General features: G+C 72.7%; 17 protein-coding genes and 2 pseudogenes. 15 read left to right on the top strand and 4 right to left on the bottom strand.

The window, feature by feature from the left end; translation table 11 throughout:
* Positions 1 to 58: 58 nt before the first annotated feature.
* The 3 genes from ACWY4P_RS06275 to dhaK form a co-directional block, all read right to left on the bottom strand.
* A complete protein-coding gene (locus tag ACWY4P_RS06275) occupies positions 59 to 490 on the bottom strand; it encodes a PTS-dependent dihydroxyacetone kinase phosphotransferase subunit DhaM (protein WP_456209130.1) in 432 nt (143 codons plus the stop codon).
* A 121-nt stretch (positions 491 to 611) separates the two neighbouring features.
* The gene (gene dhaL, locus ACWY4P_RS06270) at positions 612 to 1,217 is read right to left on the bottom strand and encodes a dihydroxyacetone kinase subunit DhaL (protein ID WP_456212832.1); all 606 of its coding nucleotides are present in this window, start codon (positions 1,215 to 1,217) and stop codon (positions 612 to 614) included.
* A gap of 109 nt (positions 1,218 to 1,326) precedes the next feature.
* Positions 1,327 to 2,319, bottom strand: coding sequence for a dihydroxyacetone kinase subunit DhaK (gene dhaK / locus ACWY4P_RS06265; protein ID WP_456212831.1), 993 nt, complete (start codon positions 2,317 to 2,319; stop codon positions 1,327 to 1,329).
* Between the two features lie 141 nt (positions 2,320 to 2,460).
* On the opposite strand from dhaK, the gene ACWY4P_RS06260 reads away from it, so the two are divergent.
* The 15 genes and pseudogenes from ACWY4P_RS06260 to aroQ all read left to right on the top strand — a co-directional run bounded on the left by ACWY4P_RS06260 (position 2,461) and on the right by aroQ (position 19,587).
* Positions 2,461 to 4,560 carry a pyridoxamine 5'-phosphate oxidase family protein gene (locus tag ACWY4P_RS06260; RefSeq protein ID WP_456209129.1) on the top strand — a complete coding sequence of 700 codons (2,100 nt, stop codon included), beginning with the start codon at positions 2,461 to 2,463 and terminating at the stop codon, positions 4,558 to 4,560.
* A 207-nt stretch (positions 4,561 to 4,767) separates the two neighbouring features.
* The gene (locus ACWY4P_RS06255) at positions 4,768 to 5,682 is read left to right on the top strand and encodes a carbohydrate ABC transporter permease (protein WP_456209128.1); all 915 of its coding nucleotides are present in this window, start codon (positions 4,768 to 4,770) and stop codon (positions 5,680 to 5,682) included.
* Complete coding sequence (locus tag ACWY4P_RS06250; RefSeq protein ID WP_456209127.1) at positions 5,679 to 6,536, top strand: carbohydrate ABC transporter permease; 858 nt, start codon at positions 5,679 to 5,681, stop codon at positions 6,534 to 6,536. The genes ACWY4P_RS06255 and ACWY4P_RS06250 overlap by 4 nt, the downstream gene beginning before the upstream one ends.
* Complete coding sequence (locus tag ACWY4P_RS06245) at positions 6,533 to 7,879, top strand: ABC transporter substrate-binding protein (protein ID WP_456209126.1); 1,347 nt, start codon at positions 6,533 to 6,535, stop codon at positions 7,877 to 7,879. The genes ACWY4P_RS06250 and ACWY4P_RS06245 overlap by 4 nt, the downstream gene beginning before the upstream one ends.
* A complete protein-coding gene (locus ACWY4P_RS06240; RefSeq protein WP_456209125.1) occupies positions 7,876 to 8,586 on the top strand; it encodes a glycerophosphodiester phosphodiesterase in 711 nt (236 codons plus the stop codon). The genes ACWY4P_RS06245 and ACWY4P_RS06240 overlap by 4 nt, the downstream gene beginning before the upstream one ends.
* Before the next feature lie 329 nt (positions 8,587 to 8,915).
* A complete protein-coding gene (locus ACWY4P_RS06235) occupies positions 8,916 to 10,106 on the top strand; it encodes an acyl-CoA dehydrogenase family protein (RefSeq protein WP_456209124.1) in 1,191 nt (396 codons plus the stop codon).
* Positions 10,107 to 10,132: 26 nt separating this feature from the next.
* Positions 10,133 to 10,396, top strand: a complete 264-nt coding sequence (locus tag ACWY4P_RS06230; RefSeq protein ID WP_456209123.1) for a hypothetical protein — start codon at positions 10,133 to 10,135, stop codon at positions 10,394 to 10,396.
* Positions 10,354 to 10,755 (top strand): annotated as a pseudogene (locus tag ACWY4P_RS06225) (iron chelate uptake ABC transporter family permease subunit); the annotation flags it as partial. The gene ACWY4P_RS06230 and the pseudogene ACWY4P_RS06225, both read left to right, overlap by 43 nt.
* Positions 10,756 to 10,875: 120 nt before the next feature.
* Positions 10,876 to 11,411 (top strand): annotated as a pseudogene (locus tag ACWY4P_RS06220) (oxygenase MpaB family protein).
* A 61-nt stretch (positions 11,412 to 11,472) separates the two neighbouring features.
* On the top strand, positions 11,473 to 13,713 hold the full coding sequence (locus ACWY4P_RS06215; protein WP_456209122.1) for a tetratricopeptide repeat protein: 2,241 nt from the start codon (positions 11,473 to 11,475) through the stop codon (positions 13,711 to 13,713).
* Positions 13,714 to 13,784: 71 nt separating this feature from the next.
* Positions 13,785 to 15,338 carry a phytoene desaturase family protein gene (locus ACWY4P_RS06210; protein ID WP_456209121.1) on the top strand — a complete coding sequence of 518 codons (1,554 nt, stop codon included), beginning with the start codon at positions 13,785 to 13,787 and terminating at the stop codon, positions 15,336 to 15,338.
* Between the two features lie 98 nt (positions 15,339 to 15,436).
* Positions 15,437 to 16,540: an NAD(P)H-dependent flavin oxidoreductase gene (locus ACWY4P_RS06205; RefSeq protein WP_456209120.1), complete on the top strand. Its 1,104-nt coding sequence runs from the start codon at positions 15,437 to 15,439 to the stop codon at positions 16,538 to 16,540.
* Positions 16,541 to 16,617: 77 nt separating this feature from the next.
* Positions 16,618 to 18,177: an acyl-CoA synthetase gene (locus ACWY4P_RS06200; RefSeq protein WP_456209119.1), complete on the top strand. Its 1,560-nt coding sequence runs from the start codon at positions 16,618 to 16,620 to the stop codon at positions 18,175 to 18,177.
* Between the two features lie 19 nt (positions 18,178 to 18,196).
* Positions 18,197 to 18,892: an alpha/beta fold hydrolase gene (locus ACWY4P_RS06195; protein WP_456209118.1), complete on the top strand. Its 696-nt coding sequence runs from the start codon at positions 18,197 to 18,199 to the stop codon at positions 18,890 to 18,892.
* On the top strand, positions 18,889 to 19,587 hold the full coding sequence (gene aroQ / locus ACWY4P_RS06190; protein WP_456209117.1) for a gamma subclass chorismate mutase AroQ: 699 nt from the start codon (positions 18,889 to 18,891) through the stop codon (positions 19,585 to 19,587). The genes ACWY4P_RS06195 and aroQ overlap by 4 nt, the downstream gene beginning before the upstream one ends.
* On the opposite strand, the gene ACWY4P_RS06185 is transcribed toward aroQ, so the two are convergent.
* Complete coding sequence (locus tag ACWY4P_RS06185) at positions 19,565 to 20,614, bottom strand: saccharopine dehydrogenase family protein (protein ID WP_456209116.1); 1,050 nt, start codon at positions 20,612 to 20,614, stop codon at positions 19,565 to 19,567. The two genes, aroQ and ACWY4P_RS06185, sit on opposite strands and share 23 nt — an antisense overlap.
* Between the last annotated feature and the right edge of the window lie 123 nt (positions 20,615 to 20,737).

Below are 20,737 nucleotides of genomic sequence, written 5' to 3'. Positions count from 1 at the left end.
GCTGTCCATGGCTGTCCATGGCTGTTCACGTCTGGGGGCGTTCACCGCCCGTCCCGGATCAGACCTTGCGGTAGTCGTACGCCTCCTCGGCCGCCCGCGCGACCGCGTCCACGTCCGCCCCCGCCGAGGCGGCGACGACCGCCGCCACCGAACCCTCCACCAGCGGCGCGTCCACCAGCCGGGAGCCCGGGGGCAGCTCGTCGCCCTCGGCCAGCAGCGCCTTCACGGTCAGCACGGCGCTGCCCAGGTCGACGAGGACCGCCACGCCCGCGCCCTGGTCGACCGCGTGAGCCGCCTCGGCGACCAGCTCCGGGCTGGTGCCCAGCCCGCCGTCCGGGGTGCCGCCTGCGGCGGCGACCGGTGCCGTGCTGCCACCGGCCAGTCCAGTGGCCAGCTGCGCCACCGACTGGGCGACCGCGGCGCTGTGCGACACCAGCACCACGCCGACTCGCTTCTCCGCGTCCGCGCCGCGCAGCGCTTCCTCGCTCATGGAGCCCCTCCTTCCCGCTCAGTCTTGGCGCGCTCCAACGCGCGGGCTTCCTTCGTCACTGCTCGCTCCTTCGTCGCTGCGCGGCTCCTCAGTCCAGCCCGCGCAGCGCGCCAAGACACGCTCACACCGTCACCTCCGCGAGGGCCGCGAACAGCAGTGCCGACGATGTGGCGCCGGGGTCCTGATGGCCGATGCTGCGCTCACCCAGATAGCTCGCCCGGCCCTTGCGCGCGAGCATCGGCACGGTGGCCAGCGCGCCCTTGTCCGCGGCCTCGCTCGCCGCCGCGAAGGATCCGCCGTCCGCGGCCAGCGCGTCCACCGCGGGGACGAGCGCGTCCAGCATCGTCTTGTCGCCGGGCGCGGAGCCGCCGAGCTGGGCCACCGCGTCCACGCCGGTGCGCAGCGCGTCGGCCAGCTGCCGGACGGTGACCTGTTCGGCGTCGCCGAGCGCCTTGCCCGTCCGCCGCAGCAGCGTCCCGTACAGCGGTCCCGAGGCGCCGCCCACCTTGGAGATCAGCTGACGGCCGGCCAGGGTCAGCACGGCCCCCGGCGGGCCCGGCGGCTCCTTCTCCAGGGCTTCGGTCACGGCCGTGAAACCACGCTGCATGTTGCTGCCGTGGTCGGCGTCGCCGATCGCCGAGTCCAGATCGGTCAGTCTGGCGGCCTCGCGGCCGATGGCCGCGGCCGCCACGGTGAGCCAGCGGTGGAAGAAGGCGGTGTCGAGCACCGGTTCGCTGGCGGTTTCCCTGCTGGACACTGAGCTGGACACAGACGCCTCCTCAGTCGAATGGCCACACGGCGACAGCGTACGTAGCGGCGGAAGGGGCCGGTCCCGGTCAGCAGCCCCAGCGCAGCCCGGCGGTCCGTACCGGCGCGTCCCACAGTCGCAGCAGTTCCTCGTCGACCCGGCACAGGGTCACCGAAGCGCCCGCCATGTCGAGCGAGGTGACGTAGTTGCCGACGAGCGTACGTGCCACGGCCACCTGGCGCTCGCCGAGCACCCGGTGCACCTCGGCGGCGAAGCCGTACAGCTCCAGCAGCGGCGTCGCCCCCATGCCGTTGACGAGGACGAGGACCGGGTTGTCGGGCCGCAGGTCCTCCAGCACCGCGTTCACCGCGAAGTCGGCGATCTCGCGGGAGGTCATCATGGCCCGCCGCTCGCGCCCGGGCTCGCCGTGGATGCCCACGCCCAACTCCAGCTCCCCGGCCGGGAGGTCGAAGGTCGGGCCGCCCTTGGCGGGGGTGGTGCACGGGCTGAGGGCGACGCCGAAGCTCCGCGACGACTCGTTGACCTGCCGGGCGAGCGCCGCCACCCGGTCCAGTGGCGCGCCCTCCTCGGCCGCCGCGCCGGCGATCTTCTCCACGAACAGCGTCGCCCCGGTGCCCCGCCGCCCGGCGGTGTAGAGGCTGTCGGTCACCGCCACGTCATCGTTGACCAGGACCTTGGCGATCTGTACGCCCTCGTCCTCGGCGAGCTCGGCCGCCATGTCGAAGTTGAGGACGTCGCCGGTGTAGTTCTTGATGATGAACAGGACCCCTGTGCCGCTGTCCACGGCGGCCGCGGCCCGCGCCATCTGATCGGGCACGGGGGAGGTGAAGACCTCGCCGGGGCAGGCCGCGTCCAGCATCCCGGGCCCGACGAACCCCCCGTGCAGCGGCTCGTGCCCCGATCCGCCGCCGGAGACCAGCCCCACCTTGCCGGCCACCGGGGCGTCCCGCCGGACGATCACCCGGTTCTCGACGTCCACCGTCAACTCGGGATGCGCGGCGGCCATTCCGCGCAGAGCGTCGGCGACCACGGTCTCGGCAACGTTGATCAGCATCTTCATATGCATGTCCGTTCTCCGCCGGGTGGAGCTGTACGCGGGATGAAAATCCTACGGATCTCCGGCGCCCATGGCACCCCTTGGATGCTGAGCCGAACGGATCAATGCGGAGAAAAAGGTACAAAACCATCATATGGTTCGCGCATGGAGAATACTGTCGCCCCGGCGGCCGCCACCCCGCGCCCGCGCCCACAACCCTTCGAGCCGGCGCGCCATCGCCGCCCCGCGCCCTGGCTCGCGCTGGTGGCCGCCGGTTACGCCCTCGTCCAGCTCCTCGTGGTCATCCCGCACACCACGCACGCCCTGGGCTGGGACGAGTCGGTGTACGTCTCCCAGGTCGACCCGCGTAACCCGGCCGCGTACTTCAGCGCCCCGCGCTCCCGCGGCATCAGCATGCTGGTCGCCCCGGTCGTCGCCGTGACCTCCTCCATTCCGGTGCTGCGGGTACTCCTCGCGGTGCTGTCCGCCGTCGCCCTGTACGCCGCCTTCCGGGTGTGGCGCCGGATGTTCGACCACGGCACGGTCGCCCTGGCCGCACTCCTGTTCGCCGGGCTGTGGATCACCCAGATCAGCGGACCCGCGGTGATGCCGAACCTGTGGGTGGCGATCGGTGCGGTCGCCGCCGTCGGCTGGTTTCTGCGCGCCCCCGCCGAGCGGAACGCGCGCTGGTGGCTGGCCGCCGTCATCGCGGGCGTCACCCTCGTACGGACCCCCGACGGGGGCTGGCTGGCCCTGCCGCTGCTGGTCGTGGCCGTGGCCGTCAGGGCGTGGCGGCCGGCCCTGCCCGCGCTGCTCGGCGGGCTCGTGCTGGGCGCCGCGCAGTGGGTGGGCGAGGCGTACGCCCGCTTCGGCGGCGTCCTGGAGCGGCTGAGCGTCTCCAGCGATGTCGAGGGGGGCATGGGGCTGCACTTCAACGTCGGGGCGGCGCTGCGCAGCCTGAACGGGCCGCAGCTGTGCCGTCCGTGCGAGGTGCCGCTGCGCCACCCGGAGCTGACCATGTGGTGGCTGGCGCTGCCGCTGCTGACCGCCGCCGCAGTCGTCGTCGCCGTACGGGACCGCCGCGACCGCCGGGAGCGCGTGGCCCGCCCGGGCGCCCCGCACCACGGCCACCCGCTCGCGCTGACCGTCCTGCCGATGGTCTGCGCCGCCTCGCTCGCCGTCCCGTATCTGCTGTTCATCGGCTACTTCGCGCCGCGCTTCCTGATGCCCTCCTACGCCCTGCTCGCGCTCCCCGTGGCCGAGCTGGTGCTCCGCGCCGTCCAGGCCGCGCGCTCCCCGCAGCCCGTGGCGGTCGCGCTCGGTGTGGTCATCACCCTCCAGCTGGCCTCCCAACACGTGGTGCTCGGCCGCTCGGCCACCCAGTCGGAGAAGGTCAACGGGGGCTACCGGACGGCCGCGGCCGGGCTGCACCGGCTGGGGCTGCGGTCGCCGTGCCTGGTCGCCGGCGACCACGCCCTGCCCATCGCGTACCACGCGGGCTGCGCCTCGGCCCAGACCAGCGGGAACAACCGGTCCATCACGCCCTCGGCGCTGGTGCTGCGGTCCGCCCGGGAACCCACCGCCCTGCTCACCCACCGCTCCCGGCCCCGCCCCCCGGCCTACGCCCAGACCTGGATGGCGTATCGGCTGCCCGGCACGGACTGGATCGCCCATCTGCCCCCGGACCAGGCGCGCGAGCTCCAGTCCCGGCAGAAGGTGTCCGGTAATCCCGGCGCGATGGGCGCCATGATGACTGCGAAGACGACGAGTTGGGCCGGGTTCGAGGCCGCGGAGCCCGCGTTCTCCGCCGTGGTGCGGGAGCGGTTCCAGCGCTACCGGCACCAGGTGCTGGCCACCCTGCGCCAGGACGGCAGCCCGCGCGTGACCGGCCTCGAAACGGACTTCCGCTTCGGCGAGATGTGGCTCGGCATGATGCCGGACTCGCGCAAGGCCCTGGATCTGCGGCGCGACACGCGCTTCGCGATCCACGCCAACCCGGGTCCTGACGCCGCGGCGGACGGCGGCGACGTGCGGGTCAGCGGGCGCGCCGCGGAGGTGACCGACCCGGAGGCGCTCGCCCGCTTCGCCGCGGAGGTCCGCCCCCCGGAGCCGTTCCACCTCTTCCGCGTCGAGGTGACCGAGGTGGTGCGCACCGCCGTGGAGGGTTCCGACCTGGTGCTGCAGACCTGGCGCCCGGGCGAGCCGGTGCGGACAACCCGGCGCGGGGCGGGCGACAGCCCCCAGCGGGGGGTGGGCGCGAGCTGAGGCCCGTGTTTCCAGGGTCTGTTCACGGAAGGAGTGAGAAAACGCCAGCTGGACATGTGAAGTAGGCCAAGTTGTAACACGACAAGGTGTTTCCTTCTCATCAACTCTGTTGGTATCCCTTGGGGCTGTCACCAGCACGTCCCTGGGGGCACCTCCCAGCGGTAGCTGGGGGCTCCTCGGGGCGCAGTTCGGAAGGATCAACTCCCCTTGTCTGCCATCGACGACGCCGGCCGCCGTCTGCGCGCCAGGCGCAGACGGCGCGACTATCTGCTCTTCGCCGCGTTCGCCGCCCCGAACTTCTTGTTCCTGCTGCTCTTCGCCTACTGGCCGGTGGTCTACAACGGCTATCTCAGCCTGACCGACTGGGACATGATCTCCCCGGCCAAGGACTTCGTCGGCCTCGGTAACTACACCGATCTGCTGACCGACCCCGACTTCCGCGCCACCTTGTGGACCACCGTCATCTTCGTCGTCGGCATCGTGGCCGGCGGCATCGTCCTGGGGCTGGCCACCGCGCTGCTCCTGAATCAGAAGCTGCGCGGCCGGGGTGTGGTGCGGACGCTGACCTTCGCCCCGTATGTGCTCTCCGGGGCCGCCGTCGGCACCCTGTGGCTGTTTGTCTTCGACCCCAACTACGGGCTGATACGCCCGCTGATGGCCCCGCTCGGGCTGACCGCCCCGGCGATGATGACCGACTCGAAGTGGGCGCTGACCGGCCTGATCCTGGTCTATCTCTGGAAGAACGCCGGATTCGTCGCCGTGGTCTACCTGGCCGGCCTCCAGGGCCTGCCCAAGGAGGTGTACGAGGCCGCAGCGCTGGACGGCGCCGGGCCCTGGACGCGGCTGCGCCGGATCACCCTCCCGCTGCTCTCACCGGTCACCTTCTTCCTCCTGGTGACCTGCACCATCAGCACCTTCCAGGCATTCGACGTGCTGGCCGTGATGACCGGAGGCGGTCCGGGCACCTCCACCTCCATCCTCAGCTGGTTCATCTACGACCAGGGGTTCCGCGCCTTCGACGCGGGGCGTGCCGCCGCCGGGGCGATGATCATGTTCGCCGTGCTCCTGCTGATCACCGCGGGACAGGCCCGCTACCTCGAGCGAAAGGTGCACTACCAGTGACCGCCCTCGACCCGGCGGCGCCCTCCCGCCGTCCCGGTGGCCGGGCCCGGCGCCTGGGCCTGTACGCGCTCCTCGTCCTGGTCGCGCTCATCGCGGCCGGCCCGCTGTACTGGCTGGCCTCCTCGGCGCTGAAGACCAACCCCCAGATCTATGCCTATCCGCCCCACTGGGTCCCCACCGACCTGCGCTGGAGCAACTTCTCCGACGCCTGGAACGCCGCCCCCTTCGACCGGTTCTTCCTCAACTCCCTCGTGGTCTCCGTCGTCGGCACCGCCATCGAGCTGTGTTCCGCGCTGCTGTGCGCGTACGCCTTCGTCTTCCTGCCCTTCCCCGGCAAGAAGTGGCTGTTCCTCTTCCTGCTGGGCGCCATGATGGTCCCCGGCCATGTCACCCTGCTGCCGAACTTCCTGACCATCGCCCAGCTGGGCTGGGTCAACACCTGGGCTGGCCTGATCGCCCCGGGCCTCGGGTCGGTCTTCGGCACGTTCCTGCTGCGCCAGCACATGCTGACGCTCCCCATGGAGGTCATGGACGCGGCCCGGATCGACGGGGCGGGCCATCTGCGCACCCTCTTCCGCGTGGTGCTGCCCATGTCGCGGCCCATGGTGATCACCGTCGCCATCGTGATCATGGTGACCAAGTGGAACGACTTCATCTGGCCGCTGATCGTGACCAGCAGCGCCGATATGCGCACCCTGCCGGTCGGCCTTCTCTTCCTGCGGGACCAGGAGACCTATGCCAACTGGGGCGCCATCCTGGCCGGCACGGTGATGGTGATCCTGCCGGTGCTCATCGTCTTCTTCATCGCCCAGCGCTACATCATCGCCGGGCTGACCCAGGGAGCCGGGAAGTGAGCCAGAGCCTCCCCAGCCGCCGGCGCTTTCTCACCCTCGCGGCCGGGGCGCCCACGGCCGCCGCGCTGCTGAGTGCCTGCGGCGCCACCACCGGGCCGGTGGACCAGCCGGGCGGATCGGTCCCCGACCGCTATGCCGGGCGGACCCGCACCGTTCTGTGGTCCACCTTCGCGGATGTGCCCGGAAAAGCCCTCCAGGATCTCGCCGACAAGTTCAACCGCGAGCAGCGCGACATCTATGTGGAGGTCCAGTTCCAGGGCACGTACGACGAATGCGCCCAGAAGGCGGTCGTCGGTCTGCTCGCCGGCCAGGCGCCCGACCTGTGCGTGCTGTCCGATGTGAAGTGGTACCGCTTCTACTTCGGGGACGCGCTCGAGCCCTGGGACGACTACATCGACCCCGGCGAGCTGCGCGCCACCTACAACGCGAAGCTGCTGGGGGAGGGGCGGGTCAAGGGCCACCACTGGTGGCTGCCGCTGGCCCGCTCCACACCGCTCTTCTACTTCAACCGCACCCTCTTCAAGAAGGCCGGAGTGCCCGACCGGGCGCCCGAGACCTGGGAGGAGATGTACGGCTGGGCCAAGGAGATCACCCGGCTGAAGACGCAGGGCAAGCGGGTCGCCATGGAGGCGTATCAGAAGATCGACGGGGACTGGCAGTTCCAGTGCACCGCCTGGCAGTGGGGCGGCGCGTACTCCAAGGGGCTTGACGTCACCATCGACGACGAGGCCACCGTCGCGGCCGGGGAGTGGCAGCGCAGGCTGGTCCACAAGGACCGCATCGCCTATATGTCCACCGACCCCGCCGGGGACATGGGCAACCAGCTGATCGCCACCCTGATCACCTCCACCGGCGGGCTGAAGAAGATCTCCGAGATGGCCAAGGCCGGCGGCTGGGAGCTGGGCACCGGATTCCTGCCCCGGCACAAGGAGTTCGGGGTGACCACGGGCGGCGGCGGGCTCGGCATGTTCAAGCGGGTGCCCAAGGAACGCAAACAGGCCGCGGCGGAGTTCGTACGCTTCCTGGCGCGGCCGGAGAACGCGGCCCAGTGGACCGTCCAGACGGGCTACCTGCCGGTGGTCCCGGCCGCCACCAAGTCCCCGGCGCTGGCGAAGCTGCTCGCCGAGGACCCCAACTTCTCCACCGCGGTGAAGCAGCTGCCGCACACCCGCAAGGGGGACCAGGTGCGGATGATGGTGCCCAACGCCAATGTCCAGATCTACACCGGGCTACAGAAGATCTGGACCGGCAACACCCCGGCGCACCAGGCGTTCTCCGACGTCGCCACCCGGCTGCGCAAGGGGGTGGACCGGCACCGCCAGTCCATCGAGGAGCACCTGTGACGCCGCCCGAGCCCACCGCCGCACGCCCGCTGGTCTACGGACACCGGGGTGCCAGGGCCGACGAGCCGGAGAACACCCTGCGCTCCTTCCGCCGCGCGCACCGGGTCGGCGCCGAGGGCGTCGAACTGGATGTGCGGGTGTCCCGCGACGGCCACCTCGTGGTGATCCACGACGCCACAGTGGACCGCACCACCGACGGCACGGGCGAGGTCGCCTCGCTCTCCCTGGCCGAGTTGCGGGAGTTCGACGCCGGGCAGGGCGAGCGGATCCCCACGCTCCGCGAGGCCTTGGACGCCTTTCCCGGCCTGGTCCAGGTGGAGATCAAGGCCCCCGAGGCGGTGGCGGCCCTGGCCGAGTTCGACCGGCACGCACCACTGCCCGAGCGCGTGGTGCTCACCTCCTTCCACGCCGAGGTGCTCGACAACGCCGCGCGGCTGATGCCCCGGGTGGAACGGGGGCTGATCACCGCCCGCCCCACGGAGGAACTGCCCGCGCGCGCCGCGGAGGTGAAGGCCACCTGGGTCTGCCCGGAGCTCACCCCCGAGCTGACGGCCGACCTGGTCGAGCGGTGCCACGCCCAGGGGCTGCGGGTGGACGCCTGGCCCGCCGCCGACCCGCCGCGGCTGGCGCGCTGTGTGGCCCTGGGCGCCGACGCGGTCACCACCGACCATCCCGCGCTGATCGACGGTTGGCTGCGAGCGGTCTGACCGCTCGTGGCCGGCTGTCCGCCCGGCCGGGATGCCAAGCGACCCCGGGTAAGTAGAGGCACGTCCCTGCGCCGCCTGGCACGGCACCTCGCTGCGTTGTCGGACTCGCCCGAGTAGGCCCACTACGAGGGCGATCCTCCGCCTTGCGATGCACCGCACCAGACAACGCAGGAACCCACCCCTACTTCCCCGGGGCCGCTTAGGCCCGGACGCCGCCTCGGCGGATGCGGCGTCCGGGGCCGTGGCCCTTCCGTATTGTTGTAACACGTTCTACCGTGCCCCTCGATTCCAGGCGCCTACGCGGCGGACGCGAGACTCCAGGAGGGGCCGTGCACCTCGACTACACCCCCGAGCAGCGGGAACTGCGCAACGAACTGCGCGCGTACTTCACCGAGCTGGTCCCCGACGACGCCTATGCCCGCTACGCCGACCCAGCGGGGCAGAAGCGGTTCTACCGGGAGACCATCCGCCGCCTCGGCGCGGACGGCTGGCTGGGCGTGGGCTGGCCGCGGGAGTACGGCGGGCGGGGGCTGGGCCCGGTGGAACAGTTCATCTTCTTCGACGAGGCCGCCCAGGCGGGCGTGCCGCTGCCCCTCATGGCGCTCAACACGGTCGGGCCCACCCTGATGCGCCACGGCACCGACGAGCAGAAGGAGTATTTCCTGCCGAGGATCCTCTCCGGCGAGATCGACTTCGCCATCGGTTACAGCGAGCCCGACGCGGGCACCGACCTCGCCTCGCTCAAGACCCGCGCGGTACGTGAGGGTGATCCCGAAACCGGCCACTACACCGTCAACGGCCAGAAGACCTGGACCACCAACGGCGACACCGCCGACTGGGTCTGGCTCGCGGTCCGCACCGACCCCGGCGCCAAGCCCCACAAGGGCATCACCATCCTGCTGGTGCCGACCAGCGACCCCGGCTACTCCTGCACCGTCATCACCACCCTCGCCTCCCACGACACCACCGCCAGCTACTACGAGAACATCCGGGTGCCGGCCACCCGCCGGGTCGGCGCGGAGAACGAGGGCTGGCGGCTGATCACCACCCAGCTCAACTACGAGCGGGTCACCCTCGCCGCCCACGGCACGATGGCCATCCGCGCCCTGCGCGGCGTCCGGCAGTGGGCCGCCGACACCAAGCTCGCCGACGGCCGCCGCGTCATCGACCTGGGCTGGGTGCGCGGGCGGCTGGCCCGTACCCACGCCAGGCTCGACGCCATGAAGCTGCTCAACTGGCAGATGGTGGACGCCCTCCAGCGCGACGCGCTCACCCCCCAGGACGCCTCCGCGGTCAAGGTGTACGGCTCCGAGGCGCGCCGCGACGCGTACGCCTGGCTGATGGAGGTCGTCGGCGCGGCGGGCCCGCTCAAGGAGGGGTCGGCGGGCGCGGTGCTCCACGGCGAGCTCGAGCGCGGCTACCGCAGCAGCGTCGTGTTCACCTTCGGCGGCGGCAACAACGAGGTGCAGCGGGAGATCATCTCGTGGATCGGCCTGGAGATGCCGAGGGTGCGCCGTTAGCTCCGTGACCATCAAGCCTCTCCGCGGTGGCGCCGACCGTTGGCTACGCCACGTCGTGGGGAGCGCAGACCTGGCAGGAACACGTGCGGGTGGTAGGCAAGGCCGTCGGTAAGGAGGAACAGGCCGAGAAACTCATCAAAGACACCGAGGGCGGCATCGCGAAGGTCAAGGCCGACCATCCGGGGTTGCGGGGCAAGACCTACAGCCTGTCCATCGGCAACACGCCCGCCCGGCCGCCCTCGGACTGCTCGTGGTGCTGCCGCTGGTCGTGCTCGCCGCGAGTCGGCTGAGGATCCTGGAAATGGGAGACGACGTGGCGGGCGGGCTCGGGGTATCCGTGCCGCGCACCCGGCTGCTGACGCTCGTGCTGGCCACGGCGGCCTGTGCCGTGGCCACCGCCGCCGCCGGCCCGATCCCGTTCGTGGCGCTCGTCGCCCCCCAGCTGGCCCGGCGGCGCACCCGCGTCCCCGGGCCCAATCTGTCGGCGGCCACCTGCGCCGGAGCCCTGCTCGTGGTCACCGCGGACTTCGCCGCTCAGCGCGTCGGCCACGAGACGGTCCAACTGCCGGTCGGCGTGGTGACCGCGGTGGTCGGAGGGCTGTACCTGGCGCTGCTGCTCCGGCGGCAGCGCCGAGCGGGCCGGATCTGACCGGTTGGAACCTGTGACTCCGGCGACGGAGGGCTCCCGCGGGATGCGCGAGGGCGGTTCGCGGGCGACCCGGGGCTGTACGGGCCCGACTCGGTCACCTGGCAGACGCACGGCGACCCCATGATGTGGATCGCGGGCGTGTGCGCGCTCTGTCTTCAGGCGCTGCATCCGCTCGCGGACGCCTATGTGGACGAGAACCGCGAGTCCGCCCGGCTGGTCGGCCTCGACCCCGCGGGCGTCCCCGCCGATACGGCGGAACTCGCCGCGTACGTCGAGAAGGTGCGCCCGGCGCTCGCCCACCCCCCCGAGGCCGGGGAAGTCGACGCCTTTTTGCGCAGACCGCCCGTTCATCCCCTGCTTGTGCCAGCGCGTGCGTTGATGTGGGGGCGCGTCTCCGCACTCGCCTACGCCAGCCTGCCCCCGTACGCCCACGAGCTGTACGGCCGGCCTGCACCCGCCCCGCCGTCGTCACCCGCCGTCTGCGGGCGGCCGGCCGGGTGCTGCGCCGCATCCCGCCCACCCTCCGCCGGCAGCTGCCGCCCAAGCACATCCTGCGGGCCGTCGAACGGCTGGGTCCCGGCACTCGTCCCTCGGTCTACAAGTTGCGCCAAAACGCGGCCATACTGGACAACGGGGAGGCGTCGAGGGCTCCATGACGAGCCGTCGGCTGCCACGGGGGCGGCGGGAGGCGGCACTCCCGCCGGAGGCAGGGGGACCATGGCGGACACCAGGCTGATCCAGGGCCGGTACCGGCTGCTCGATCTGATCGGGCGCGGGGGAATGGGCGAGGTGTGGCGGGCGCTCGACGAGTCGCTCGGGCGGCGCGTCGCCGTCAAGTGCCTCAAACCGATGGGGCAGCAGCGGGACCCGTCCTTCATGGACGTGCTGCGCGAGCGGTTCCGCCGCGAGGCGCGGGTCGCGGCCTCGCTGCAGCACCGCGGGGTGACCGTGGTGCATGACTTCGGGGAGCACGAGGGCGTCCTGTATCTGGTGATGGAGCTGCTGGAGGGGCGCAACCTCAGCCAGCTGCTGGAGGACAACGAGCAGCGTCCGCTGCCGGTCCCCGACGTCCTGGACATGGCCGGCCAGCTCGCCGTCGCGCTCGCGTACACCCATGACCAGGGCATCGTCCACCGGGACCTCAAGCCCGCCAACATCATGCGGCTGGCCGACGGCTCGGTGAAGATCTGCGACTTCGGCATCGCCCGGCTCGGCCATGACATCGGCTTCACGGCCCGGCTCACCGGGACGGGCATCGCCATGGGCACCCCGCACTACATGTCGCCCGAGCAGATCGCGGGCGGCGCCGTCGACCACCGCAGCGATCTGTACTCCCTGGGCTGTGTGCTGTACGAACTGGCCACCGGCGCGCCGCCGTTCGACCTCGACGACGCCTGGGCGGTGCTCGTCGGCCACCGTGACACCCCGCCCGAGCCGCCGCGCCGCCAGCGGCCCGAGATCCCCGAGCCCTTCGAGCGAGTGATCCTCGACCTGCTGGCCAAGGAACCGGAAGACCGCCCGCGCGACGCCTCCGACCTGGCCAAGCGGATCGCCCTGGCCCGCGCGACCTGGGGGGCCGGGCAGCCCCTCGTCCCGGCGTGGACCCTGCCGGGCCCCGGCGCCGAGTTCGCCGCGCAGCGGTCGGCCGGCCTGCCCGCCTGGGCCCGGCACATGACCACCGGTTCCCCGGCGGTCCCGGCCGCCCGGACCGAGGCGCCGCCGGGCGCGTCGGACGCGGCCGCCGGGCTCACCGGGGCGTGGACCGGCGGCCCGGCGCCGCCATCGCTCGCCGGGCCGCCCGCGGCCGCGCCGCCGCCCGCCCCGCCGAGCTTGCTCGCCACCTTCGCCGTCCGGCACAACATCGGGATGAGCCTCGCCCTGCAGGGCCGCTGGGAGGAGGCGGGCCAAACGCACCGGGAGGTCGCCGCCGAGCGCGAGCGCGTGCTGGGCCCCGACCACCCCGACACCCTCGCCAGCCGTTACGAGGCCGCCTTCGCCCTCGGACGGCTGGGCCGCCACGGCGACGCGCTGGGCGAGTACGGGCGGGTGGCCGCGGGCCGTGAGCGGGTGCTCGGCCCCGAGCACCCGGACACGCTGGCCGCCCGGCAGGAGACCGCGTTCGCGCTCAGCCGCCTCGGCCGTCACTTCGAGGCCCACCAGGTCTACGCCGCCGTGCTGGCGGTCCGCGAGCGGACGATGGGCGCCGAGCACCCCGATACGCTGCGCTGCCGCCACAACCTCGCCTTCAACCTGGGCCGCCTGGGGCGGCTCGAGGACTGCCACCACATGGCGTGCGAGGTGGCCGCCGCCCGCGCCCGGGTGCTGGGCCTCGACCACCCCGACACCCTGGTCACCCGGTACGAGGTCGGCTACGCCCTCGGCCAGCTGGGCCGCTGGAGCGAGGCGCTGCGCACCTACCGCGAAGTGGCCGACGCCCGCGCCCGGACCCTCGGCCCCGACCACCCGGACACCCTCGCGGCCCGCTACGAGGTCGGCATCAGCCTGGGCCGGCTCGGCCGCAGCGCGGAGGCCCTGACGCTCTACCGCGCCCTCGTCGTCGACCGCGCCCGCGCCCAGGGCCCGACCGACCCGGAGACCCTGCGCGCCCGGCATGGCCTCGGCGTCAACCTCGGGCGCATGGGCCGCTGGGAGGAGGCCCTGGCCGAGGCCCGCGACGTCTCCGCCCTCCGCGAGCGGACGCTGGGCCCGGACCACCCCGACACCCTGGTCAGCCACCGAGAGGTGGCGGTGGCCCTCGGCTGGCTGGGCAACTGGACCGACGCCCTGGAGCTCTACAGCCTGGTCGCCCGGGCCCGCGAGCGCGTGCTGGGCGCCGACCACCCCGACGCCCTCGCCAGCCGCGGCGACGAGGCGCGGTGCCTGGAGCAGTTGGGGCGGCGGGAGGAGGCCGTCGAGCTGTACCGGCGGATGGCGGAGGTGCGCCGCCGGCGCGAGTGAGACGCCGGGCCCGCCCCGCCCCGCCCCGCCGCGTGCTGGCCCCGGCGATGACCGCGTGTTAGTCAGTGGGTATGCCTCACAGCGACGCGTACGACGCCGTCATCGTCGGCGGCGGCCACAACGGTCTGGTCGCCGCCGCCTACCTCGCCCGCGCCGGCCGCAGGGTGCTCCTCATGGAGCGGCTCGGCCACACCGGCGGCGCCGCCGTCTCCACGCGCCCCTTCGCCGGGGTCGACGCGCGGCTCTCCCGCTACTCGTATCTGGTGAGCCTGCTCCCGCGGCGGATCGTGGACGACCTCGGGCTGCGCTTCGCCGTCGCCAAGCGGACCGTGTCCTCGTACACCCCCGCCGTCCGGGCCGGGCGCCCCACCGGACTGCTGGTGGGCGGCGGCGCGGCCCGCACCCGCGAGTCGTTCGCCCGGCTGACCGGCTCGGACCGGGAGTACGAGTCCTGGCAGCGCTTTTACGGGATGACCCGGCGGGTGGCCGAGCGGGTGTTCCCGACGCTCACCGAACCGCTGCCCACGCGCGAGGCGCTGCGCGCGCGGATCGGCGACGAGACGGCCTGGCGGGCGCTGTTCGAACGGCCCCTCGGCGAGGCGGTCGAGGCGGAGTTCGAGGACGACCTGGTCCGGGGCGTGGTCCTCACCGACGGGCTGATCGGCACCTTCACCCACGCCCACGACCCGTCGCTGCGTCAGAACCGCTGCTTCCTCTACCACGTGATCGGCGGCGGCACCGGCGACTGGGACGTGCCGGTCGGCGGCATGGGCGCGCTGACCGACGCGCTCGCGGACGCGGCCCGCGCGGCGGGCGCCCGGATCGCCACCGGCTGTGAGGTGACCGCCATCGCCACCGACGGGAAGTCCGCGGAGGTGATGTTCCGTGACGCGGAAGGGGAGGGCCTGGTGGGGGCCCGATACGTGCTCGTCGGGGCCGCCCCGCGGGAGCTGGCCAGGCTCCTGGGCGACGAGCCGCCCGACCCGCCCGCCGAGGGCGCGCAGCTCAAGGTGAACATGCTGCTGCGCCGGCTGCCCGCGCTGCGCGACCCCGACGTCGACCCGCGCGAGGCGTTCGCCGGGACGTTCCACATCGCCGAGGGCTACGGCGATCTGGAGGCCGCCTATGGCCAGGCCGCGGCGGGCGGGCTGCCCCGGCGTCCGCCCTCGGAGATCTACTGCCACTCGCTGACCGACCCGTCGATCCTGGCCCCCGAGCTGGTCCGGGAGGGCCACCAGACCCTGACCCTGTTCGGACTGCACGCCCCCGCGCGGCTCTTCGCCGCCGGCCACGACGTGGCGCTCGCCGCGCTGCTGGAGGCCACCCTCGAACTACTCGACGCCCAGCTCGCCGAGCCGATCGCCGACTGCCTCGCGTACGACGCCGAGGGCATGCCCTGCATCGAGGCGAAGAGCCCGCTGGACCTGGAGCGGGAGCTGCGGCTGCCGGGCGGCAACATCTTCCACCGCGAGCTGGCGTTCCCGTACGCCCAGGAGGGCACCGGCCGCTGGGGTGTGGAGACGCGCCACGCCAATGTGCTGCTCTGCGGCGCGGGCGCGGTGCGCGGCGGCGGGGTGAGCGGGATCCCGGGGCACAACGCGGCCATGGCGGTCCTCGGCCGGTAGCCGCGCACGGTCCAGACCGAAGAAGGAGACCAAAGAATCTGACGTTGCGTCAGAAAAACCTCTTCCTTCGTCCGCCGCCCTGCGGCATCCTGCCGCTCATGGAGACGGAGCTGAGTAAAAAGCTGGGTGTCGAGCACGCCATCTTCGGCTTCACGCCGTTCCCCGCCGTGGCCGCCGCGATCACCCGGGCCGGCGGGTTCGGCGTACTCGGCGCGGTCCGCTACGGCGCGGCGGACGAGCTGGCGCGCGACCTCGACTGGGTGCAGGAGCACACCGACGGCAAGCCGTACGGCATCGATGTCGTCATGCCGGCGAAGAAGGTCGAGGGGGTGACCGAGGCGGACATCGAGGCGATGATCCCCGAAGGGCACCGCCGGTTCGTCCAGGAGACCCTCGCCAAGCACGGCGTTCCCGAGCTCCCCGAGGGCGAGGCCTCCGGCTGGCGGATCACCGGCTGGCTGGAGCATGTCGCCCGCAGCCAGCTGGACGTGGCCTTCGACTACCCCGTCAAGCTCCTGGCCAACGCCCTCGGCTCGCCGCCCGCCGATGTCGTCGAGCGCGCCCACGGCCACGGCATCCTCGTCGCGGCGCTCGCGGGCAGCGCGCGCCATGCCCGGCACCACCAGGACGCGGGGCTGGACATCGTGGTCGCGCAGGGCTACGAGGCGGGCGGCCACACCGGCGAGATCGCGTCCATGGTGCTCACCCCGGAGGTGGTACGGGCGGTGGACCCGCTGCCCGTGCTCGCGGCCGGCGGCATCGGCAGCGGCGAGCAGATCGCCGCCGGGCTCGCGCTCGGCGCGCAGGGCGTCTGGCTCGGCTCCCTCTGGCTCACCACCGACGAGGCCGCGCTCACCTCGCCCGCGCTCACCCAGAAGCTGCTGGCGGCCGGCTCCGGCGACACCGTCCGCTCCCGCGCCCTCACCGGCAAACCCGCCCGGCAGCTGCGCACCGAGTGGACCGACGCCTGGGAGGACGCCGAGGGCCCGGACCCGCTGCCGATGCCCCTACAGGGGCTGCTCGTGGCCGAGGCCGTCTCGCGCATCCAGAAGTACGAGGTGGAGCCGCTGCTCGGCACGCCGGTCGGGCAGATCGTCGGCCGGATGGAGACCAAACGCCCGGTGCAGGCCGTCTTCGACGACCTGACCCGCGGCTTCGAGCGCGCCATCGACCGCGTCAACCGCATCGCCGGACGGGCCTGAGCCCGTCCGGCCCCGACCGCTCCCCAACAAAAAACGCCCCCTGCCTGCTACGCCGCCAGAAGGAGGACCGGACCGTCATGTCCCGTACACCCAACGGCTTCTGGGCCCAGGCCGCGCTCGAACCCGACCGCACCGTTCTCGTCGCCCCGGACGGCGAGGAGTGGACCGCCGCCCGGCTGCACGCCGCCTGCAACCGGCTCGTCGGCGGGTTGCGCGCCGCGGGTCTGCGGCGGGGCGACGCCTTCGCGGTGGTGCTGCCCAACGGCGTCGAGTTCTTCACGGCCGCGCTCGCCGCCACCCAGGCCGGGCTCTATCTGGTGCCCGTCAACCACCACCTGGTCGGCCCCGAGATCGCCTGGATCGTCTCGGACTCCGGCGCCAAGGTGCTGATCGCCCACGAGCGCTTCGGCGAGCAGGCCACCCTGGCCGCCGACGAGGCCGGGCTGCCCGCCACCCATCGCTACGCGGTCGGCGAGATCGGCGGCTTCCGCCCGTACGCCGAGCTGCTGGAGGGACAGCCCGATCAGCCGCCCGCGGACCGCGAGCTGGGCTGGGTGATGAACTACACCTCCGGAACGACGGGCCGCCCGCGCGGCATCCGGCGCCCGCTGACCGGAGCCCTCCCCGAGGACGCCCACCTCGGCGGCTTTCTGCGCTTCTTCGGCATCAAACCCCGCGATGAGGAGCCCGACAACGTCCATCTGGTGTGCTCACCGCTCTACCACACCGCGGTGCTCCAGTTCGCCTCCTCCTCCCTGCACATCGGCCACCGGCTGGTCCTCATGGACAAGTGGACGCCCGAGGAGATGCTGCGCCTCATCGACGCGCACCGCTGCACGCACACCCATATGGTCCCCACCCAGTTCCACCGGCTGCTGGCACTGCCCGAAGAGGTCAGGCGGCGCTACGACGTGTCCTCGATGCGCCACGCCATTCACGGGGCCGCCCCCTGCCCCGACCACATCAAGCGCGCGATGATCGACTGGTGGGGCAGCTGCGTCGAGGAGTACTACGCGGCCAGCGAAGGAGGCGGAGCCTTCGCCACCACCGAGGACTGGCTCAAGAAGCCGGGGACGGTCGGCAGGCCCTGGCCGATCAGCGAACTGGCGATCTTCGACGACGAGGCCAACCGGCTCCCGGCCGGTGAACTCGGCACCGTCTACATGCGGATGACCACGGGCGGCTTCGCCTACCACAAGGACGAGGCCAAGACGCGCAAGAACCGCATCGGCGACTTCTTCACGGTCGGCGACCTCGGCCTGCTCGACGAGGACGGCTATCTCTACCTCCGCGACCGCAAGATCGACCTGATCATCTCCGGCGGCGTCAACATCTACCCGGCCGAGATCGAGGCCGAGCTGCTCACCCACCCCGCCGTCGCCGACGCCGCCGCCTTCGGTATCCCGCACGACGACTGGGGCGAGGAGGTCAAGGCGGTCGTGGAGCCCGCTCCGGGGCAGGAGCCGGGGCCCGAGCTGGAGCGGCAGCTGCTCGCCCACTGCGAGGGGCGGCTGGCCGGATACAAGCGCCCCAAGTCGGTGGACTTCATCGCCGAGATGCCGCGGGACCCCAACGGCAAGCTCTACAAGCGGCGGCTGCGCGAGCCGTACTGGGAGGGGCGTGAGCGAGCGGTGTGACGCGGGTAGTCTCAGCCGTATGCACACACTTGACATCGTCGAGGTGGACGGGATCGAGCTGGCGTACCGGGTATGGGGGGAGCGCGAGGCTCCCCCCGTCCTGCTGCTGGCCGGCCTTGGCGCGGACGGCGCCGACTGGCTGGGAATCGCCCCCGAACTCGCCCGCACCCGGCGGGTGTACGCGCTCGATCTGCGCGGCCACGGGGCCAGCGACTGGCCCGGGGACTATAGCCTGGAGCGGGTGCGCGACGACGTCGTCGGCTTCCTCACGGCCCTCGGACTGCCGCGCGTCTCGGTCGTCGGGCACTCCTACGGCGGCGTGATCGGCTACCTCCTCGCCCAGCGCCACCCCGGCCTCGTCGAGCGGCTGGTGATCGAGGACACCCCGCCGCTGTGGCCCCAGGACCCGCCGCTGGAGGTGCCCGGGCGCCCGGAGGGGCGGCTGACCTTCGACTGGGCGGCCGAGACCCAGTTCACCGAGCAGCGCAACGCGCCGGACCCGCGGTGGATCGAGGAGTTCCCGGCGATCACCGCCCCGACCCTGGTGATCGGCGGCGGCCCGGACAGCTACATCCCGCAGGAGCTGCTGGCCGACATGGCCGAGCGGATACCCGACTGCCGCCTGGTCACCATCGACGCGGGGCATCTCGTCCACGAGAACCGCCCCGAGGAGTTCCTCGCCGAGGTGCGCCCGTTCCTGGAGGCAGAGGCATGACACTGACGCCGAAGGGGGCGCTGCGCCATGCGCTGACCGCCGCCGTGGCCCTCGGCCTGGTGGCCACGGTGGCGCCCGGCGCGGCCGCGGCCGAGGCGGCTCCGGCCGTTTCCGCCCCGGCCTCGGCTCCGGCTTCCGCAGGGGCGCCGACACCTCCGTACGGCCGGCTGCTGCCGATCGCCGACCTGTCCGCCCAGCGGCTGCTGACCGCCGATCAGGTGGCGGCCGCGAAGTATCGATATGCGGCTCCGCCGCGCGGGGGCACCGACAGCCCCATCGACGACCCGGAGCGGGAGCGACAGGTGCTGGAGGCGGTGGCCGAGCAGGCCCGCGCGCTCGGCGCGGACCCGGAGGCCACCGTGCGGATCTTCCGCGACCAGATCGAGGCCAACAAGCTCGTCCAGCGCGGCCTGTACCGGCGGTGGGAGGCCGACCCCGCCCAGGCGCCCACCGAACGCCCCGACCTGTCCAAGGTCCGGCTGGAGATCAACCGGATCAACGGCGAGCTGGTGCGGGCCATCGCGGACTCGGCACAGGACTGGGGCTGGGCGGTGGCGCCGCGGTCGTGCGCGGGGTGGCTCACGGTGGCCGCGGTGCGAACCCGTCACGACAGGCGGCTGGACGCGTTGCACTCCGTGGCGCTGGAGCGGTCGCTGCGGTCGGTGTGCGGGGCTACGCCTCCTGGACGTCGCTGACGGACCAACTGACGCCGTGGTCCCCGAGGAAGTCGAGGAACCCGGCGGCGTCGAAGGCCTGGGCGGGGGCGAGGACCCCGGCGGGGGCGCCCCCGGCGGCGAGCCGGCGGGCCGCCTCCACGGCGATCACGGCGGTGGTGCCGTACGCGTCGGAGCCGCGCACCTCACCCCGGGCGCGCCGGGCGCCGGTGCCGAGCACCTCCACGGCGAAGGCCCACCGCATCGCCTTGCGCTCCGCGGCCGTCGGGCCTTCCGGCACCTGCTCGGCCAACTCGGGGGACAGCCGCGTGAAGAGCTCGTACACCTCCTGGGAGGTGAGGCCCTCCAGGTGCCGGGTGCGCACATGGCGGGGCACGGTCACCACCGCGGGCAGCGCGAACCGCACCACGGGCGTCGGCGCCGCGCCGCCGGGCAGCACGATCTCCTTGCGGCGGGCGGTCGCCCGCGAGGACAACTGCCCGTCCTCGTAGCCGAGACCGCCGTCGAGCAGCGTGTCCCGCATCGCGCCCATCGAGCGGATGGTGCCCCGCGAGGCGCCGCCACTGACGATGTCGACGGCGATGGCGATCTCCTCCGCCTCGCCGCCCACGCGCGCGGCGGTCAAGGCGGCGAGCAGGTCGCTGGGAAGGCCGTCATCGGTGACACCGGGGACGACGGCGACCCCGGCGCGCTCGGCCTCCGTGCCGAAGGTGTCGAAGATGTGCCGGATGTAGAGCTGTTCGCCCGTGATGTCGACATAGTGACTGTGCGCGGCGATGGCGGCGCGCACCACGCCCTCTCCCCACCGGGTGAACGGCCCCGCGCAGTTGACGACGGCGTCGGTGTCGCGGAAGGCGGCGACGAGCGCGTCGTGGTCCTCGGCGTCCGCGATCCGTATCTCCGCGTCCTGGAATCCGGCTTCCGACGCGGCGGCGCGCAGCCGCTCGGCGCCGCGCCCCACCAGCACCACGTCGATGCCGTGGCGCCGCGCCTCCGCGACCGCGAGCCTGCCGGTGTAACCACTCGCGCCAAAGACGGCGATCTTCACAAGGTTCTCCTCTGGGTGTGCCTTCTGGCTTGTGACCCACCGTAGGAAGAACCGGAGAGATTCTGGATGCCTCACAGTATTCGGAACATGTCCGTTCGTCTCGCGCGCGGCGCGGTGCCGATA

Source organism: Streptomyces sp. LZ34 (assembly GCF_053890475.1).
The sequence above is the reverse complement of the archived record's forward strand: the minus strand, read 5'-3'. Positions and strand labels throughout refer to the sequence as shown.

What these genes read in the sequence shown, in the direction of transcription:
- ACWY4P_RS06210 (WP_456209121.1), top strand. Translation starts at nt 13,785, where the DNA reads ATGCCTCACAGCGACGCGTACGACGCCGTCATCGTCGGCGGCGGCCAC.
- ACWY4P_RS06195 (WP_456209118.1), top strand. Translation starts at nt 18,197, where the DNA reads ATGCACACACTTGACATCGTCGAGGTGGACGGGATCGAGCTGGCGTAC.
- ACWY4P_RS06260 (WP_456209129.1), top strand. Translation starts at nt 2,461, where the DNA reads ATGGAGAATACTGTCGCCCCGGCGGCCGCCACCCCGCGCCCGCGCCCA.
- ACWY4P_RS06205 (WP_456209120.1), top strand. Translation starts at nt 15,437, where the DNA reads ATGGAGACGGAGCTGAGTAAAAAGCTGGGTGTCGAGCACGCCATCTTC.
- aroQ (WP_456209117.1), top strand. Translation starts at nt 18,889, where the DNA reads ATGACACTGACGCCGAAGGGGGCGCTGCGCCATGCGCTGACCGCCGCC.
- ACWY4P_RS06200 (WP_456209119.1), top strand. Translation starts at nt 16,618, where the DNA reads ATGTCCCGTACACCCAACGGCTTCTGGGCCCAGGCCGCGCTCGAACCC.
- ACWY4P_RS06275 (WP_456209130.1), bottom strand. Translation starts at nt 490, where the DNA reads ATGAGCGAGGAAGCGCTGCGCGGCGCGGACGCGGAGAAGCGAGTCGGC.
- ACWY4P_RS06215 (WP_456209122.1), top strand. Translation starts at nt 11,473, where the DNA reads ATGGCGGACACCAGGCTGATCCAGGGCCGGTACCGGCTGCTCGATCTG.
- dhaK (WP_456212831.1), bottom strand. Translation starts at nt 2,319, where the DNA reads ATGAAGATGCTGATCAACGTTGCCGAGACCGTGGTCGCCGACGCTCTG.